Annotated in this window: 15 protein-coding genes, 1 other RNA gene and 1 pseudogene; 13 read left to right on the top strand and 4 right to left on the bottom strand. The window is 58.8% G+C overall.

Annotated elements, in window-relative coordinates:
• Nucleotides 1-85 precede the first annotated feature (85 nt).
• Nucleotides 86-820: an oxidative stress defense protein gene (locus ACSPHG_RS03855; protein ID WP_435952216.1), complete on the top strand. Its 735-nt coding sequence runs from the start codon at nt 86-88 to the stop codon at nt 818-820.
• A gap of 173 nt (nt 821-993) precedes the next feature.
• Here ACSPHG_RS03855 and argP read toward each other — a convergent pair whose 3' ends face one another.
• Entirely contained in the window at nt 994-1,893 is a 900-nt protein-coding gene (gene argP / locus ACSPHG_RS03860) for a DNA-binding transcriptional regulator ArgP (RefSeq protein WP_271123477.1), read from the bottom strand.
• Nucleotides 1,894-2,058: 165 nt separating this feature from the next.
• Between argP and rpiA the strand changes: the two genes are divergently transcribed.
• Both rpiA and serA read left to right on the top strand, forming a co-directional pair.
• Complete coding sequence (gene rpiA / locus ACSPHG_RS03865; RefSeq protein WP_435952217.1) at nt 2,059-2,718, top strand: ribose-5-phosphate isomerase RpiA; 660 nt, start codon at nt 2,059-2,061, stop codon at nt 2,716-2,718.
• Between the two features lie 271 nt (nt 2,719-2,989).
• Nucleotides 2,990-4,228, top strand: a complete 1,239-nt coding sequence (serA, locus tag ACSPHG_RS03870) for a phosphoglycerate dehydrogenase (protein WP_435952218.1) — start codon at nt 2,990-2,992, stop codon at nt 4,226-4,228.
• A gap of 133 nt (nt 4,229-4,361) precedes the next feature.
• Here the strand turns inward: serA and ACSPHG_RS03875 are convergent, their stop codons facing one another.
• From ACSPHG_RS03875 to zapA, 3 genes are all read right to left on the bottom strand, one after another.
• On the bottom strand, nt 4,362-4,973 hold the full coding sequence (locus ACSPHG_RS03875) for a 5-formyltetrahydrofolate cyclo-ligase (protein ID WP_435952219.1): 612 nt from the start codon (nt 4,971-4,973) through the stop codon (nt 4,362-4,364).
• Nucleotides 4,974-4,996: 23 nt separating this feature from the next.
• A non-coding RNA gene (ssrS, locus tag ACSPHG_RS03880) (6S RNA) lies at nt 4,997-5,180 on the bottom strand.
• A gap of 41 nt (nt 5,181-5,221) precedes the next feature.
• Nucleotides 5,222-5,551: a cell division protein ZapA gene (gene zapA, locus ACSPHG_RS03885; protein WP_121263887.1), complete on the bottom strand. Its 330-nt coding sequence runs from the start codon at nt 5,549-5,551 to the stop codon at nt 5,222-5,224.
• A gap of 165 nt (nt 5,552-5,716) precedes the next feature.
• Between zapA and ACSPHG_RS03890 the strand changes: the two genes are divergently transcribed.
• The 10 genes and pseudogenes from ACSPHG_RS03890 to ACSPHG_RS03935 all read left to right on the top strand — a co-directional run bounded on the left by ACSPHG_RS03890 (nt 5,717) and on the right by ACSPHG_RS03935 (nt 17,580).
• On the top strand, nt 5,717-6,295 hold the full coding sequence (locus tag ACSPHG_RS03890) for a YecA/YgfB family protein (RefSeq protein WP_435952220.1): 579 nt from the start codon (nt 5,717-5,719) through the stop codon (nt 6,293-6,295).
• A gap of 24 nt (nt 6,296-6,319) precedes the next feature.
• Nucleotides 6,320-7,636 carry a Xaa-Pro aminopeptidase gene (pepP, locus tag ACSPHG_RS03895; protein WP_435952221.1) on the top strand — a complete coding sequence of 439 codons (1,317 nt, stop codon included), beginning with the start codon at nt 6,320-6,322 and terminating at the stop codon, nt 7,634-7,636.
• Complete coding sequence (gene ubiH / locus ACSPHG_RS03900) at nt 7,633-8,811, top strand: 2-octaprenyl-6-methoxyphenyl hydroxylase (protein WP_435952222.1); 1,179 nt, start codon at nt 7,633-7,635, stop codon at nt 8,809-8,811. The genes pepP and ubiH overlap by 4 nt, the downstream gene beginning before the upstream one ends.
• A 12-nt stretch (nt 8,812-8,823) precedes the next feature.
• Entirely contained in the window at nt 8,824-10,026 is a 1,203-nt protein-coding gene (gene ubiI / locus ACSPHG_RS03905; protein ID WP_435952223.1) for an FAD-dependent 2-octaprenylphenol hydroxylase, read from the top strand.
• Between the two features lie 513 nt (nt 10,027-10,539).
• Nucleotides 10,540-11,637, top strand: a complete 1,098-nt coding sequence (gcvT, locus tag ACSPHG_RS03910; RefSeq protein WP_435952224.1) for a glycine cleavage system aminomethyltransferase GcvT — start codon at nt 10,540-10,542, stop codon at nt 11,635-11,637.
• Between the two features lie 22 nt (nt 11,638-11,659).
• Nucleotides 11,660-12,049 (top strand): glycine cleavage system protein GcvH, encoded by a 390-nt coding sequence (gene gcvH, locus ACSPHG_RS03915; RefSeq protein ID WP_435952225.1) that lies wholly within the window; start codon nt 11,660-11,662, stop codon nt 12,047-12,049.
• Between the two features lie 111 nt (nt 12,050-12,160).
• Nucleotides 12,161-15,034, top strand: coding sequence for an aminomethyl-transferring glycine dehydrogenase (gene gcvP / locus ACSPHG_RS03920; RefSeq protein ID WP_435952226.1), 2,874 nt, complete (start codon nt 12,161-12,163; stop codon nt 15,032-15,034).
• A gap of 85 nt (nt 15,035-15,119) precedes the next feature.
• A pseudogene (locus ACSPHG_RS03925) lies at nt 15,120-15,281 on the top strand (SDR family oxidoreductase); the annotation flags it as partial.
• 115 nt (nt 15,282-15,396) lie between these two features.
• Nucleotides 15,397-16,110 (top strand): response regulator transcription factor, encoded by a 714-nt coding sequence (locus ACSPHG_RS03930; protein WP_435952227.1) that lies wholly within the window; start codon nt 15,397-15,399, stop codon nt 16,108-16,110.
• Between the two features lie 3 nt (nt 16,111-16,113).
• Nucleotides 16,114-17,580 carry a sensor histidine kinase gene (locus ACSPHG_RS03935; RefSeq protein ID WP_435952228.1) on the top strand — a complete coding sequence of 489 codons (1,467 nt, stop codon included), beginning with the start codon at nt 16,114-16,116 and terminating at the stop codon, nt 17,578-17,580.
• The last annotated feature ends 1 nt before the right edge of the window (nt 17,581 follow it).

Raw genomic sequence — 17,581 nt, forward strand, 5'->3', positions numbered from 1 at the left:
ACGTGCTGAACCAGGCTATGCTTGCTGCCAAACGACCGCGTTTTCGTAACGTGATGACAGTGGAACATAGCATGGAGAAATTACAGTGAAGTTTAAAACCCTGGCATTAGCCGCTTTAGTAGGATTTGGCTCGGTTCCGGCGCTGGCAGACGAACTGCCTAATGGTCCGCATGTTGTCACGTCCGGTACCGCAAGCGTTGACGCCGTTCCTGATATCGCAACGCTCGCCATCGAAGTTAACGTCTCTGCTAAAGACGCGGCCTCGGCTAAGAAACAGGCTGACGACCGCGTTGCACAGTACCTGACCTTCCTGCAGCAAAGCGGCGTTGAGAAGAAAGACATCAACGCTGCCAACCTGCGTACCCAGCCGGAATATGAGTACCTGAAAGACGGCAAAACCCAGCTGAAAGGCTACCGCGCCGTGCGTCAGGTTGAAGTGACGCTGCGCAAGCTCGACAAAATGAACGAGCTGCTCGACGGCGCGCTGAAGTCTGGCCTGAACGAAATTCGTTCCGTGTCGCTGGGCGTTGCGCATCCGGAAGAGTACAAAGACAAGGCGCGTAAAGCTGCCATCGACGACGCAAGCCGTCAGGCGAAGCTGTTAGCCGAAGGCTTCAACAGCAAGCTGGGGCCGGTTTACAGCGTGCGCTACCACGTTTCAAACTACCAGCCAGCGCCGATGGTGCGGATGATGAAAGCCGATGCCGCAGCGCCGGTTTCCGCCGACGATACCTACGATCAGCAGACCATCCAGTTTGACGATCAGGTAGACGTGGTGTTCGAGCTGGAACGCAATCAGAGCCAGCCGGCGCAGCAGTAGTTAGCAATTGGTGGATGGCGCTTACGCTTATCCACCCTACAAATGCGTTATCCGTAGGTCGGATAAGCATTAGCGTCGTACGACAAAGCCGCCCGACAAATGCGTCACCCGTAGGTCGGATAAGCGTTAGCGCCATCCGACAAAAAAGCCCGCTACGATGAGCGGGCTTTTTGCTATTCGGCGTCCTGGCGCAGGACCCGGTGTCCATACTCCAACAGCGCGTCCGTGACGTTGCGCATCATGCGGCTTTCTGGCGCGAACCGGTGCCAGTACAGCATACGGCGCTGCATCAGCCCCGGCGTCAGGTCAATAAGCTCGCCGCTGTTCAGCTCTCTTTCAATTTGCAGGTGCGGGATCATGCAGCAGGTGGTGCCCTGACGCGCCAGCTGTACGAAGGCTTCCGACGAGTTAACGATGTGGCACGGCACGCTGCCCGGCGACAGGTCGAAATTCTGCTGTAAGAAGGCCTGGTGCATATCGTCCAGATGGTCAAAGGCGACCGCTGGGGCTTTAAGCAGCGCCGAGCGCGTCACGCCGTTCGGGAAGTAGCGTGCGGCAAAATCCTTCGAGCCGACGAACAGATAGTCCAGCGCGCCCAGGCGATCGACCAGGCAGCTCGGCAGCGGCTGCGGTTGAATCGAAACCGCGCCAACCACTTCGCCACGACGTAGGCGTTCCTGGGTGCGGGTTTCGTCTTCGACCTGCAAATTCAGGCGGATAGGGGAGTCGGCCAGCACGGGAGCCAGCGCGGGCAGCAGCCAGGTTGCCAGACTGTCGGCGTTGACGGCCAGCGACAGCAGCAGCGGGGTGGAGCCGGTTTGCTCGTCGCCCAGCCACTCCTCTTCAAGCAGCTCAACCTGGCGCAGCAGGGCGAGCAGCTTCTGCCCCTGCTCGGTAGGACGCGGTGGCACGGTGCGCACCAACAATGGCTGGCCGAACATATTTTCCAGCTGCTTGATGCGCTGTGAAACCGCTGACTGAGTGATGCACAGCTTCTGCGCCGCGCGCTCAAATCCTCGTTCACGTATCACTGCATCCAGCGCCTGTAGCGTTCTGTAGTCCGGGCGTTTCATTGTTGTTGCTAACTCCTGTTTTCGTTATGCCAGCACTATGACATAAATTTGTGACCAATCCAGACCAAATCCACAAAGATCGGATGAGTTCGGCCATTCTCGGGGACTTTCCCCGTGGGCTTGCTCTATAATGCGCGTCAGTTTTCACAGCACAGGCAATTAACCATGACGCAGGATGAACTGAAAAAAGCAGTCGGATGGGCAGCACTCCAGTACGTGCAGCCGGGCACCATTGTTGGCGTGGGCACCGGCTCTACCGCCGCACACTTTATTGATGCTCTGGGCACCATCAAACACCAGATTGATGGCGCGGTATCCAGCTCCGACGCTTCCACCGCCAAACTGAAAAGCCTCGGCATCACCGTGTTCGATCTCAATGAAGTGGATTCCCTCGGCATCTACGTTGACGGCGCGGACGAGATCAACTGGCAGATGCAGATGATCAAAGGCGGCGGCGCGGCGCTGACTCGCGAAAAGATCATTGCCTCGGTGGCGGACAAGTTTATCTGCATCGCGGATGCGTCCAAGCAGGTTGATATCCTCGGTAACTTCCCGCTGCCGGTTGAAGTGATTCCGATGGCGCGCAGCTGCGTGGCTCGCGAACTGGTGAAGCTGGGTGGCCGTCCGGAATACCGTCAGGGCGTCGTGACCGATAACGGCAACATTATCCTGGACGTTTATGGCCTGAGCATCATCGACCCGATCGCGCTGGAAAATGCGATCAACGGCCTGCCGGGCGTGGTAACCGTCGGCCTGTTTGCCAACCGTGGCGCGGACGTCGCGCTGATCGGCACCGCTGACGGCGTGAAAACCATCGTTAAATGATCTGACCGGGGCGTCTTGTGCGCCCCAAAAAGCCGTATAAAAAATGACAAATTATTTTAACGGTAATTTTGGTGACATATGTCACATTCCTGTAAAGCACCTGTGATTCATTCCTGCTTCTCAATCCCAGCCAGCATTTTGTTCTGACTCCCCGTTTTTTCGCGCCTTCCGCCCCCGCTTGCGCGCAATCGTTTATATTGCCCCAGGCGTAAATTTTGATATTTTGACAGAAGGGTAACTTATACACAGAACAGATAAACAGGGTCGGGAAATGGCAAAAGTATCACTGGAGAAAGACAAAATTAAATTCCTGCTGGTGGAAGGCGTACACCAGAAAGCGGTCGAGAACCTTCGCGCGGCAGGCTATACCAACATCGAGTATCACAAAGGCGCGCTGGACAGCGACGCGCTGAAAGAAGCCATTCGTGATGCCCATTTCATCGGCTTGCGTTCCCGTACCAACCTGACGGCAGATATCCTCGCTTCGGCGGAGAAACTGGTCGCCGTCGGCTGCTTCTGTATCGGCACCAACCAGGTTGACCTTGACGCTGCGGCAAAACGCGGCGTGCCGGTGTTCAACGCACCTTTCTCCAACACCCGTTCCGTTGCGGAGCTGGTTATCGGCCAGCTGCTTCTGCTGCTGCGCGGCATTCCGGAAGCGAACGCCAAGGCGCACCGCGGCGTGTGGAACAAGCTGGCCGTCGGCTCGTATGAAGCGCGCGGTAAAAAACTCGGTATTATCGGCTACGGCCACATTGGCACTCAGCTAGGGATCCTTGCGGAAGCGCTGGGCATGCACGTTTACTTCTACGATATCGAAAACAAGCTGCCGCTGGGCAACGCGACGCAGGTTCAGCACCTGTCCGACCTGCTCAATATGAGCGACGTGGTCAGCCTGCACGTGCCGGAAAACGCTTCTACCAAAAACATGATTGGCGCGAACGAGCTGGCGCTGATGAAGCCCGGCTCGCTGCTGATCAACGACGCGCGCGGCACGGTGGTTGATATCCCGGCGCTGTGCGATGCGCTGGCACGTAAGCATCTGGCAGGGGCGGCAATCGACGTATTCCCAACCGAGCCTGCGACCAACAGCGATCCGTTCACCTCCCCGCTGTGCGAATTTGATAACGTGATCCTGACGCCGCACATCGGCGGTTCTACCCAGGAAGCGCAGGAAAACATCGGCCTGGAAGTGGCGGGCAAGCTGGCGAAGTACTCCGACAACGGCTCAACGCTGTCTGCGGTAAACTTCCCGGAAGTTTCCCTGCCGCTGCACGGCGGCACCACCAGCCGTCTGCTGCACATCCACGAAAACCGCCCGGGCATCCTGACCGCGCTGAACCAGATTTTTGCCGAGCAGGGGATCAACATCGCCGCGCAGTTCCTGCAAACGACGCCGCATATGGGCTACGTAGTAATTGATATCGATGCTGAGGAAGACGTTGCCGAAGCGGCGCTGAAATCAATGAAGGCGATTCCGGGGACTATCCGCGCGCGTCTGCTTTACTAAGCTATTTTGAAATGTCGGATGGCGCTGCGCTTATCCGACCTACTACCAGGCTGAATGTCAGGGGGCGCTAAGCTTACCCGACCAACAACAACTTACGTGTAAGGTGGATAAGCGAACGCGCCATCCACCGTTTTTACCACTCCCAAATCTTTGACGGCGTCACCACCGCGGGCAGCGGAATATCCCACTCTTCGGCTGGTAACGTCGGCACCCGCTGGCAATCGTGGGCCAGGCCTACCGGCCACAGGCCATGCTGTCGCCAGTTCTGTAATGTCCTGTCGTAGAACCCACCGCCCATTCCCAGACGCTGCCCCTGTTCATCAAAGGCGACCAGCGGCGTAATCAGTACGTCCAGCCCGTCCAGCGGCAGAACGTTGCGCACGTCGAGCTTCGGTTCAAAGATTTTCAGACGATTCATCACCAGATGGCTGTCGCGGTCGTAGCGCAGAAACAGCAGGCTGCCCCTGGTAAACGGGTGAAGCACCGGCAGGTAAACGGACTTCCCGGCCTGCCACAAAGCGTGGATCAGCGGGCGCGTATCCAGCTCGCCGTCAAACGACAAAAATACCGCAACCGTGGAGGCTTTCACCACCGGCGGATACGCCAGCATGCGTGAAGCGGCCTGTTCGGCAAAGGTTTGTTGTTGTGTATCGGTAAGAGCTCGGCGACGCTGCCGGATGGTCTGACGAATTTCAGTGCGAAGTGTAGAAACCGAAGAAGGTAGTGCTTGGGAAATGGCTGTCATACGTGATGACCAGGTAGAAAGAGGGAATCTCCGAGATGCCGCCGCAGGCTGTAACCCTTGAACCCTTGGTTCAAGGTGAATGTAGCGTCACTGTCTTAAGGCTTCTCGGACGAACCGAGCATGCTCACCGACGGTGGAGCACCACATTCTTGTGGTATGAAATATCGGCTCAGGGGACTGGCCCGCTTGCAAACATCTCAGAGAAATTTGGACTTCACAGTTACTCTACCATAGACAACTGCGAAGCGTTATTCAAAATTTGGACCCTGTCTATCTGTTATGCGACCTTGCTCAAGTAACGCCTGTTCAATGGTCTGCTGTAACATTTTGATGCGCTGCTCCATGTTGGCAGCGTAATCACGGGTTTTCGATTTTTCCTGAGCTAACTCGTAGCAAATGTTCAGCGCTGCGATGAAAACTAACTGCTCAGTATTTGTGACTCTAGTGCGAACTTTTAAATCTTGCAACCGCTGATCTAGCTCAACCGCGGCCTGATTCAACGCATCCTGTTGTTCAGGCGGACAATTCACGCGCAATGAACGACCGAAAATTTGGATATCGACTGGTTGTGCAGACATGCCACCTTCCTGCTGTTAACTCGCCTGCCTGTCGCAACCTGTTCCAGGCCACGAAAGGGGCGTCACTATAGCTACCCCGTTATGAAGATACAAGCCCTTTTCTGGTGCCTCGGAGTCCCTGGTGGTAGCATAACATGAACTATCCCTGCCAACGATGACGAATGCATGTCTATACAGAACGCTATGCCAGGCTACGACGCCGTAAGCCAACTTTTGAACCAACAGGGCGTGGGGCTGACCCCTGCGGAAATGCACGGCTTAATCAGCGGCATGCTATGCGGTGGCAACAAAGACACCAGCTGGCAGCCGCTGCTGCATGACCTGACAAACGAAGGCCTGGCCTTCAGCCAGAACCTCGCCGATTCCCTGCGCGAAATGCATGGCGCAACGGGCGATGCGCTGGAAGACGACGGCTTCCTGTTCCAGCTCTATCTGCCGGACGGCGACGACACCACGGTGTTTGACCGTGCGGACGCGCTGGCAGGCTGGGTGAACCACTTCCTGCTTGGCCTCGGCGTAACCCAGCCTAAGCTTGATAAGGTGACCGGCGAAACGGGCGAAGCCATCGACGATCTGCGCAACATTGCCCAGCTAGGCTATGACGAAGACGAAGATCAGGAAGAGCTGGAAATGTCGCTGGAGGAGATTATCGAGTACGTGCGCGTTGCAGCACTGCTGTGCCACGACACCTTTACTCGTCCGCAGCCAACCGCGCCAGAAGTGCGCAAGCCAACGCTCCACTAAGAAAAATAAGCTTCAGGAGGTGTGATGACACAGCAGGAATTTCTTCGTCGCCGCCAGGCGCTACTGGCGAAAATGGCCCCGGCCAGCGCCGCGCTAATTTTTGCGGCTCCCGAGGCTACCCGCAGCGCGGACAGCGAATACCCGTACCGCCAGAACAGCGATTTCTGGTACTTCACCGGCTTCAACGAGCCGGAAGCGGTGCTGGTGCTGATTAAAAGCGACGAAACCCACAACCACAGCGTGCTGTTTAACCGCCTGCGCGACAAAACCGCAGAGATCTGGTTTGGCCGCCGTCTTGGTCAGGAAGCGGCACCCGAAAAGCTGGGCGTCGACCGCGCCCTGGCCTTCTCCGAAATCGGACAACAGCTGCACCAGCTGCTGAACGGCCTGGACGTCGTCTACCACGCCCAGGGCGAATATAATTATGCAGACAGCATCGTCTTTGCTGCATTAGATAAGCTGCGCCGCGGCTCGCGTCAGAATTTATCCGCGCCTGCAACGCTGACCGACTGGCGTCCGTGGGTTCACGAGCAGCGCCTGTTCAAGTCTGAAGAAGAAATCGCCGTCATGCGCCGCGCCGGGGAAATCACCGCGCTGGCCCATACCCGCGCCATGGAAAAATGCCGCCCCGGTATGTTCGAATACCAGCTTGAAGGCGAAATCCTGCACGAGTTTAGCCGCCACGGCGCGCGCTTTCCTTCCTATAACACTATCGTTGGCAGCGGTGAAAACGGCTGCATCCTGCATTACACGGAAAACGAAAGCGCAATGCGCGACGGCGACCTGGTGCTCATTGACGCCGGGTGCGAATACAAAGGCTACGCGGGCGATATAACGCGCACCTTCCCGGTGAACGGCAGGTTTACCGCGCCGCAGCGGGCTATTTATGACATCGTTCTTGAATCCTTAGAAACCGCGCTCAAGCTTTACCGCCCCGGCACCTCGATGCAGGAAGTCACCGGCGAGGTGGTGCGTATTATGGTTACCGAGCTTGTGAAGCTTGGCATCCTGAAGGGCGAAGTGGATCCGCTGATTGCCGACAACGCGCACCGTCCGTTCTTTATGCACGGCCTGAGCCACTGGCTGGGGCTGGACGTTCACGACGTCGGTGCCTATGGGCAGGACCGTTCCCGCGTGCTTGAGCCGGGCATGGTTATCACCGTCGAGCCGGGCCTGTATATCGCGCCGGATGCCGACGTGCCCGCGCAGTACCGCGGCATCGGTATCCGTATTGAAGACGACATCCTCATCACCGCCGACGGCAACGAAAATCTGACGGCAGGCGTAGTGAAATCCGCCGATGAAATCGAAGCCCTGATGGCGGCGGCGCGTCAGCTATGAGCGTGATCATCGTCGGCGGCGGCATGACCGGCGCAACGCTTGCGCTGGCTATCTCACACATGACCGGCGGCAAGCTGCCGGTGCATCTGGTCGAGGCGACCGCGCCAGATTCCACCCAGCATCCGGGCTTTGACGCCCGCGCCATCGCACTGGCGCAGGGCACCTGCCAGCAGCTCACCCATATCGGCGTCTGGCCTGCGATATCATCCTGCGCGACGGCGATTACTTCCGTTCACGTCAGCGATCGCGGCCATGCCGGATTCGTGACGCTCGAGGCGGAAGACTATCAAATCGGCGCGTTAGGGCAGGTCGTAGAGCTGCATGATGTCGGGCAGCGCCTGTTTGCCCTCCTGCGTAAAGCGCCCGGCGTGACGCTGCATTGCCCCGAGCGCGTAGCCTCGTTTACCCGTTCGGCCGAGGGCGTAAGCGTCACTCTTGACAGCGGCACGATTCTGGACGGCAGGCTGCTGGTCGCGGCAGACGGCTCTCGTTCGCGCCTGGCCGCGCAGTGCGGGATCGTCTGGCAAAAAGAGGATTATCAGCAAATAGCCGTTATCGCCAACGTCACCACGGCGCTGCCGCACAACGGTCGGGCGTTCGAACGCTTCACCCAGCACGGCCCGCTGGCGATGCTGCCGATGTCCGACGGGCGCTGCTCGCTGGTCTGGTGCCATCCGCAGGATGCGCAAGCAGAGGTGGAAGGCTGGAGCGACGAGCGGTTCAGCAACGAGCTGCAGCGTGCCTTCGGCTGGCGTCTTGGGCGTATCACCCACGCGGGCAAGCGCAATATTTATCCGTTAGCGCTGACAACCGCCTCGCAGTTCATTTCGCACCGCGTGGCGCTGGTCGGCAATGCGGCGCAGACCCTGCACCCGATTGCCGGCCAGGGCTTTAACCTCGGGCTGCGCGACGTTATGTCGCTTGCGGAATCGCTGGCGGCGGCGCACCGGGCCGAACAGGATCCGGGCAGCTATCCGGTACTGGCAGAATATCAACAGCGTCGGGCGGCGGACAAAGCCGCGACCATCGGCGTCACGGACGGTCTGGTGCAGCTCTTTGCTAACCGCTGGGCACCGCTGGTCGTTGGGCGCAATCTTGGCCTGATGGCGATGGAACATTTTACTCCGGCACGCGACGTGCTGGCACAGCGCACCCTCGGTTGGGTTGCGCGCTAAAGGAGAGTCAATTTGCAAAGCGTTGATGTGGCGATTGTTGGTGGTGGCATGGTCGGTCTGGCGGTTGCCTGTGGCCTGCAGGGTAGCGGTCTGCGCGTAGCGGTGCTGGAGAGCCATCTCCCCCAGCCGCAGGCTCAGGATGCGCCCCCGGCACTGCGCGTTTCGGCCATAAACGCTGCCAGTGAAAAGCTGCTGGCTCACCTTGGCGTCTGGCAGAACATCGTTGCCCGGCGTGCCAGCGCCTATCACGGCATGGAAGTATGGGAAAAAGACAGCTTCGGGCGCATCGCGTTTGACGACAAAACCTACGGCTTCAGCCACCTCGGGCACATTATCGAAAATTCGGTGATTCACCATGCGCTGTGGCAGCGGGCGGAACAGTGCCCGGACATTACGCTTATGGCTCCGGCTGAATTACAGCAGGTGGCGTGGGGCGAAAACGAAGCGTTTATCACCCTGAAAGACGGTGCGATGCTGACCGCGCGGCTGGTCGTCGGGGCCGATGGCGCAAACTCGTGGCTGCGCAAGCAGGCCGATATTCCGCTCACCTTCTGGGACTATCGTCACCACGCGCTGGTCGCCACTATCCGCACCGAACAGGCGCACGACGCGATTGCCCGTCAGGCTTTCCACGGCGAGGGTATTCTGGCCTTCCTGCCGCTTGCCGACCCGCACCTGTGTTCGATTGTCTGGTCGCTGCCGCCGCAGGAAGCGGAACGCATGCGCAACGCCACGGACGATGCGTTTAACCAGGCGCTTTCGGTGGCCTTTGATATGCGTCTGGGCCTGTGCAGCGTGGCAAGCGAACGACAGGTCTTTCCGCTGACCGGGCGCTACGCGCGCAGCTTTGCGGCCCATCGCATGGCGCTGGTGGGCGACGCGGCGCATACCATTCACCCGCTGGCCGGGCAGGGCGTCAACCTTGGCTTTATGGATGCCGCCGAACTTATCGATGAAGTCCGTCGCCTGCATCGTCAGGGCAAAGATATTGGCCAGTACCTGTATCTGCGCCGCTATGAACGCAGCCGCAAGCACAGCGCGGCGGTCATGCTGGCAAGCATGCAGGGCTTCCGCGATCTGTTCGCTGGCAGCAATCCGGCTAAAAAACTGTTGCGCGACGTGGGCCTGAAGCTCGCGGACACGCTGCCGGGTGTAAAACCGCAGCTGGTTCGCCAGGCGATGGGGCTACAAGATCTGCCGTCCTGGCTACGCTAAATACTCGTCATACTTCAAGTTGCAGGGGTGTTGGCTGCACTCGCTTACCACCTACCTGCAACATGAATTATTCAGAGTATTGAAATGATAACCCCGTCACATTTCCCTTTCCGATACTCGGGAAGGGAACCCCGCTCCTCATTTGAAATATTCTAATCTCACGCCAAATTTCGGATTACTTTTATTAATGTCATGTTTTTATTGATGTAGTGAATTTGTTTCTGAAATGGTCGTAAATGTTAGCTAACTCTAAATTCTGCGCTTAACACTTCCGAATTATGCGTACCGCTTCGCATTTTTGCAGTCGAATACTCTGCGTGCCCCTTGGTCTGTTTTGGTCATAAGCTAATGGAATGACCGGTTTCCCCTTATGGTTTACGCGGCATTTCAGTGGTAAGTTCAAACCAAAGGTAACGTTTGCGTCGCTATCAGAAACGGTGGCGATGCCGGGTTTCGTCTGACGGAAAACGGCGTGTAAAACCGCGCTGTAACCTGAAGGTTAAAGAGGACAAGATGGCTCAACAGACCCCTTTGTTTGAACAGCACAATCTCTGCGGCGCGCGCATGGTGGACTTCCACGGCTGGATGATGCCGCTGCATTACGGCTCGCAGATTGACGAACATCACGCGGTACGCACCGACGCGGGCATGTTCGATGTTTCCCACATGACGATTGTCGATTTACACGGCAGCCGCACCCGCGAATTCCTGCGCTACCTGGTCGCCAACGACGTTGCCAAACTGACCCAGCCTGGCAAGGCTCTCTATACCGGCATGCTCAACGCCTCCGGCGGCGTCATCGACGACCTGATTATCTATTTCCTCAGCGAAGACTATTTCCGCCTGGTGGTTAACTCCGCGACTCGCGAAAAAGACCTTGAGTGGATCAACCAGCACGCCGAGCCGTTCGCGGTTGAGGTCACGGTACGCGACGACCTTTCGCTGATTGCCGTGCAAGGGCCAACAGCCCAGGCCAAAGCGGCGAAGCTATTCACCGACGAACAGCGTGACGCCGTTGCGGGCATGAAGCCGTTCTTCGGCGTGCAGGCGGGTGATTTATTCATCGCGACCACCGGCTACACCGGCGAAGCGGGTTTTGAGATTGCCATGCCAAACGAGAAGGCCGCAGAGTTCTGGGCGCATCTCGTTGAGGTGGGCGTTAAGCCTTGTGGCCTGGGCGCGCGCGACACGCTGCGTCTGGAAGCGGGCATGAACCTTTACGGCCAGGAAATGGACGAAGGCGTTTCACCGCTGGCGGCCAACATGGGCTGGACGATTGCCTGGGAGCCAGCGGACCGCGACTTCATCGGTCGTGAAGCCCTCGAAGCGCAGCGTGCAAAAGGCACCGAAAAACTGGTTGGCTTGATCATGACCGAGAAAGGCGTATTACGTAATGAGCTGCCCGTTCGTTTTACCGACGAATCCGGCAACGCCTGTGAAGGTAAGATCACCAGCGGCACTTTCTCGCCAACGCTTGGCTACAGCATTGCTCTGGCGCGCGTTCCGGCTGGCATTGGCGACACCGCCATCGTGCAGATCCGCAACCGTGAAATGCCGGTAAAAGTGACTAAACCTATTTTTGTTCGCGCCGGCAAACCCGTCGCCCAGTAAATTTTGATTGAGGGTAATAATAATGAGCAATGTGCCAAATGAACTGAAATACAGCAAAGAACACGAATGGCTGCGTAAAGAAGCCGACGGCTCCTACACCGTGGGCATCACCGAGCACGCGCAGGAGCTGCTGGGCGACATGGTCTTTGTCGACCTGCCGGAAGTCGGCTCCACGGTAAGCACCGGCGACGACTGCGCCGTAGCGGAATCCGTAAAGGCCGCCTCCGACATCTATGCGCCAATCAGCGGTGAAATCATCGCCGTTAATAACGAGCTGGAAGGCAACCCGGAGCTGGTCAACAGCGAGCCGTACGCCGGCGGCTGGATCTTCAAAATCAAAGCCAGCGACGAATCCGAACTGGACAGCCTGCTGGACGCGGCCGCGTACGAAGCCCTGTTAGAAAACGAGTAATGACCCAACGGGCGAGGGGCCAATGCCTGCTCGCCCAGGCCATGTTTTGTCGGGTGGATAAGCGAAGCGCCATCCACCGCTAAAGTTCCGCATGTTTCAGGATCCCCGCTCATGACCCAGTCCTTACGTAGCCTTGAAAACCACGAAGCGTTTATTGACCGCCACATCGGCCCGTCCGCCGGGCAGCAGCACGAAATGCTGGAAACCGTCGGCGCGCGTTCGTTAAACGAACTGATTTCCACGATTGTACCGGCAGACATCCAGCTCGCGCAGCCGCCGCAGGTGGGCGAGGCGGCCACTGAATTCGCCGCTCTTGCCGAGCTGAAGGCCATTGCCGGTCGCAACAAACGCTTCAAAACCTACATTGGGATGGGCTACACCGCGGTACAAACGCCGCCGGTGATCCTGCGAAACATGCTCGAAAACCCAGGCTGGTACACCGCGTACACGCCTTACCAGCCGGAAGTATCCCAGGGCCGTCTTGAAGCGCTGCTGAACTTCCAGCAGGTGACGCTTGACCTGACCGGTCTGGACATCGCCTCCGCATCCCTGCTGGACGAAGCCACCGCCGCCGCCGAAGCAATGGCGATGGCGAAACGCGTCAGCAAACTGAAAAACGCCAACCGCTTCTTCGTGGCGGCGGACATTCACCCGCAGACGCTGGACGTGGTGCGCACCCGTGCGGAAACCTTCGGCTTCGACGTGATTGTTGATGACGCGGACAAGGTGCTGGACCATCAGGACGTGTTCGGCGTGCTCCTGCAACAGGTCGGCACCACCGGCGAAGTCCACGACTACAGCGCGCTGATTCAGGAACTCAAACAGCGCAAAATCGTGGTGAGCGTTGCCGCCGACTTTATGTCGCTGGTGCTGCTGACCGCGCCGGGCAAGCAGGGCGCCGACATTGTGTTTGGTTCCGCCCAGCGCTTCGGCGTGCCGATGGGCTACGGTGGCCCGCACGCGGCCTTCTTCGCCGCCCGCGATGAATTTAAACGCTCCATGCCCGGCCGTATTATCGGCGTTTCCCGCGATGCCGCAGGCCGCACCGCGCTGCGCATGGCGATGCAGACCCGCGAGCAGCATATCCGCCGCGAGAAGGCGAACTCCAACATCTGTACTTCACAGGTGCTGCTGGCGAACATTGCCAGCCTGTATGCGGTCTTCCACGGCCCGGCTGGCCTGAAACGCATTGCTGGCCGCATCCACCGCCTGACCGACATTCTTGCCGCTGGCCTGCAGAAAAAAGGCCTGGCGCTGCGCCACAAGCACTGGTTCGACACGCTGTGCGTAGAAGTTGCCGATAAGGCCGCCGTGCTGGCGCGCGCCGAAGCGCACGAAATCAACCTGCGCAGCGACATTCTGAACGCGGTTGGCATTACACTGGATGAAGCCACCACCCGTGAAGACGTGCAGGCGCTGTTCGACGTGCTGCTGGGCGACGGCCACGGGCTGGACATCGACAGCCTGGACCAGGACGTTGCGGGCGACAGCCTGTCTATTCCGGCGGCTATGCTGCGCGACGACGAAATCCTCACTCATCCGGTGTTCAACCGCTACCACAGCGAAACCGAGATGATGCGCTATATGCACTCGCTCGAGCGTAAAGATCTGGCGCTCAACCAGGCGATGATCCCGCTCGGCTCCTGCACCATGAAGCTGAACGCCGCGGCGGAAATGATCCCGATCACCTGGCCCGAGTTCGCCGAACTGCACCCGTTCTGCCCGGCCAACCAGGCGGAAGGCTACCATCAGATGATCGCCCAGCTTTCCGACTGGCTGGTGAAGCTGACCGGCTACGACGCGCTGTGTATGCAGCCAAACTCCGGCGCGCAGGGTGAATACGCCGGCCTGCTGGCGATCCGTCGCTACCATGAAAGCCGCAACGAAGCCGCCCGTAATATCTGCCTGATCCCAAGCTCCGCGCACGGCACTAACCCAGCCTCCGCGCAGATGGCGGGTATGGAAGTGATCGTCGTGGCGTGCGACAAGCAGGGCAACATCGATCTTCAGGATCTGCGCGCTAAGGCCGAACAGGCGGGCGACGCGCTTTCCTGCATCATGGTGACCTACCCGTCCACCCACGGCGTATACGAAGAAACGATTCGCGAAGTCTGCCAGATTGTTCACCAGTACGGCGGCCAGGTTTATCTGGACGGCGCGAACATGAACGCCCAGGTTGGCATCACCTCGCCGGGCTATATCGGTGCCGACGTTTCGCACCTCAACCTGCACAAAACCTTCTGCATCCCGCATGGCGGCGGCGGCCCGGGCATGGGGCCAATCGGCGTGAAGGCGCACCTGGCACCGTTCGTGCCGGGCCACAGCGTGGTACAGATTGAAGAGATGCTGACCCAGCAGGGCGCGGTTTCCGCCGCACCGTTTGGCAGCGCCTCGATTCTGCCGATCAGCTGGATGTACATCCGCATGATGGGCGCGGAAGGCCTGAAAAAAGCCAGCCAGGTTGCGATTCTTAACGCAAACTACATTGCCACCCGCCTGAAATCTGCTTTCCCGGTGCTCTATACCGGGCGCGACGGCCGCGTGGCGCACGAATGCATTCTCGACATTCGTCCGCTGAAGGAAGAAACCGGCATCAGCGAGCTGGACATCGCCAAGCGCCTGATCGATTTCGGCTTCCACGCGCCGACCATGTCGTTCCCGGTGGCGGGCACGCTGATGGTTGAGCCGACCGAATCCGAAAGTAAGCTGGAGCTGGATCGCTTTATCGACGCGATGCTGACCATCCGCACCGAAATCGACCGCGTGGCGCGCGGCGAGTGGCCGCTGGAAGATAACCCGCTGGTCAACGCCCCGCACACCCAGGACGAAATCGTCGCCGAGTGGGCACACCCGTATACCCGCGAGCTGGCGGTATTCCCGGCGGGCCACGGCAACAAATACTGGCCGACCGTGAAGCGCCTCGACGACGTTTACGGCGACCGTAACCTGTTCTGCTCCTGCGTGCCGATGAGCGAATATCAGTAAGCTTCACACGATCCGTAGGGTGGATAAGCGATAGCGCCATCCACCATCACTACCAGTAAAGGGCACTTCGGTGCCCTTTGTGTTATCGGGAGGAAAAATGAAAGGGCGCGTCGATCGCGTAAAGGCCAACCTGCCCATGCAGCGCGGAGGGCAGCCGGAAGAGGTCGCCGAAGCCATCGTCTGGTTGCTCAACCAGAAAGCTTCCTACGTCACCGGCAGCTTTATCGATCTGGCTGGCGGGAAGTGATTTTCCCCCTCGTCATAAAAAGGGCGGGTGAGGGGAAGAGTTAACGAAAATGTGACAACTTCCCGCACGCATGTTGTGTAGACTTTTAGCATGACGTAAATGCGGGGATGAGTAAGTGGATCAGGCTAAAAAGCTGCTAATAGTTGAAGACGATGAAAACATCGCCGAGCTTTTGCAATTGCACCTGCGGGAAGAGGGTTTTGCTATCACCCACGCCGCGGACGGCAACGCGGGCATGGAAAAACTCCGCCAGGGCGGCTGGGACGCGCTGATTCTTGACCTGATGCTCCCAGGCGTCGACGGGCTGGAAATCTGCCGCCACGCCAGAACCATGACGCGCTACACGCCCATCATCATTATCAGCGCCCGCTCGAGCGAAACGCACCGCGTGCTGGGCCTTGAGCTTGGCGCGGATGACTATCTCGCCAAGCCGTTTTCCATGCTGGAACTGGTCGCACGCGTCAAAGCGCTGTTTCGCAGGCAGGAGGCGATGAGCCAGAACCTGCGCCTGGATGCGGGCGTGCTGACCTTCGATAACCTTTCTATAGACCCGCTGGCGCGCGACGTGCAGCTCAACCGCCAGCCGGTGGAGCTGACGCCCCGCGAGTTCGATTTGCTCTACTTCTTTGCCCGAAACCCGGAAACCGTCTTTTCGCGCCTGAACCTGCTCAACGAGGTCTGGGGCTACGAGCATGAAGGCTACGAACACACCGTCAATACCCACATCAACCGCCTGCGCATCAAGATTGAAGACAATCCGGCGGAGCCAAATTTCATCCGCACCGTGTGGGGAAAAGGCTACAAATTCACCGCATCGCCACGCGAGTAACCTATGCGAACCCTGACCCTTTCACAGCGCCTGACGCTGGTCTTTGCGCTGCTGCTTCTCACCTCGTGCGCGCTGCTGGGCTGGCTACAGGTGCGAACCAGCACCCAGTACAGCCAGGCGGTTATCCAGCAGATTTCCGGCGATCTGGCCCAGCACATCAACCAGAGCTACCCGCTGCTCGGCCAGGACGGGCTGAACAGAGATTCCGTACGTACGCTGTTCGATCATCTGATGGCCGTGAACCCGAGCGTTGAGGTTTATCTGCTGGATAATCAGGGCAATATCGTCGGGGACGGCGCGCCGCCCGGGCATATCAAGCGCCCGCGGATCGACCTGGAGCCGATTCAGACCGCGTTAAGCAGCCACGAATTTCCGGTCTACGGCGACGATCCGCGCAGCCTGGACGGCAAAAAAGTCTTCAGCGTCGCGCCCATGCGCCAGGACGGGGAGATCAAAGGCTATCTGTATGTGATTCTGCTTGGGGAAAAATACACGGCGTTGAGCAGCGACGCGCAGTTTAACGCGCTGCTAAAAATTGTCCTGCTCTCGATAAGCCTGGTCGCGCTGCTGGGGCTGATCGTCGGTGGCCTGGCCTTCCGCTGGATCACCCGGCCGCTGCGCGAACTGTCGCGCCAGGTGCGCGAGCTGGAAACCGGCGGCATGGAAGAGATGAAGGCGATGGCCGCGCTGCCGCTGCAGGCCGACAGGGGCAGTGATGAAATTAATCTTCTGCGCCAGGGCGTGATTAGCATGGCCAGGCGCATCGCGGAACAGTGGCATCGGCTTGCGCAGCAGGACCAGCTGCGCCGCGAGTTTATCGCCAATATCTCCCATGACCTGCGCACGCCGCTAACCTCGCTGCACGGCTATCTTGAAAGCCTGTCGGTGATGTCCGCAACCCTGTCCGAGGCGGATAAAAAGCGCTATCTGGAGATTGCGCTCGCGCAGAGCCAGAAGGTCGGCACGCTCGCGCAGTCGCTGTTCGAGCTGGCGCGGCTGGAATACGGCGTGGTCAAACCGCAAAAAGAGCACTTTTCACTGAGCGAGCTTTTGCAGGATGTGTTCCAGAAATTTGAGCTGGCGGCGCAAACCCGGCAGCAGCAGATGTTAGCGGATATCCAGCCCGGCCTGCCGATGATTGACGCCGATGTCGGCATGATCGAACGCGTACTTACCAATCTTTTGGACAACGCCATCCGTCATGCGCCCGAAAAAGGGACGATAGCGGTGCGGCTGTGGGCCGAAGGTGAAAGGGTGCTGGTGCAGGTGAGCGATAACGGGCCGGGAATACCGCAGGAGCTGAAAGAAGGTCTGTTCGTGCGTCCGTCAATCGCCAGCCAGTCCCGGCTGCGGGTCGGCGGCCTTGGCCTGATGATCGTGCGCCAGATGCTGCAGCTTCACGGCAGCGACATTACGCTGGTGGAAAAACCGGACAGCGGGGCCTGCTTCCGGTTTGCTTTGCCCGTTTAAA

It is taken from the genome of Dryocola baronae (assembly GCF_051297175.1).
Taxonomy (GTDB): domain Bacteria; phylum Pseudomonadota; class Gammaproteobacteria; order Enterobacterales; family Enterobacteriaceae; genus Dryocola.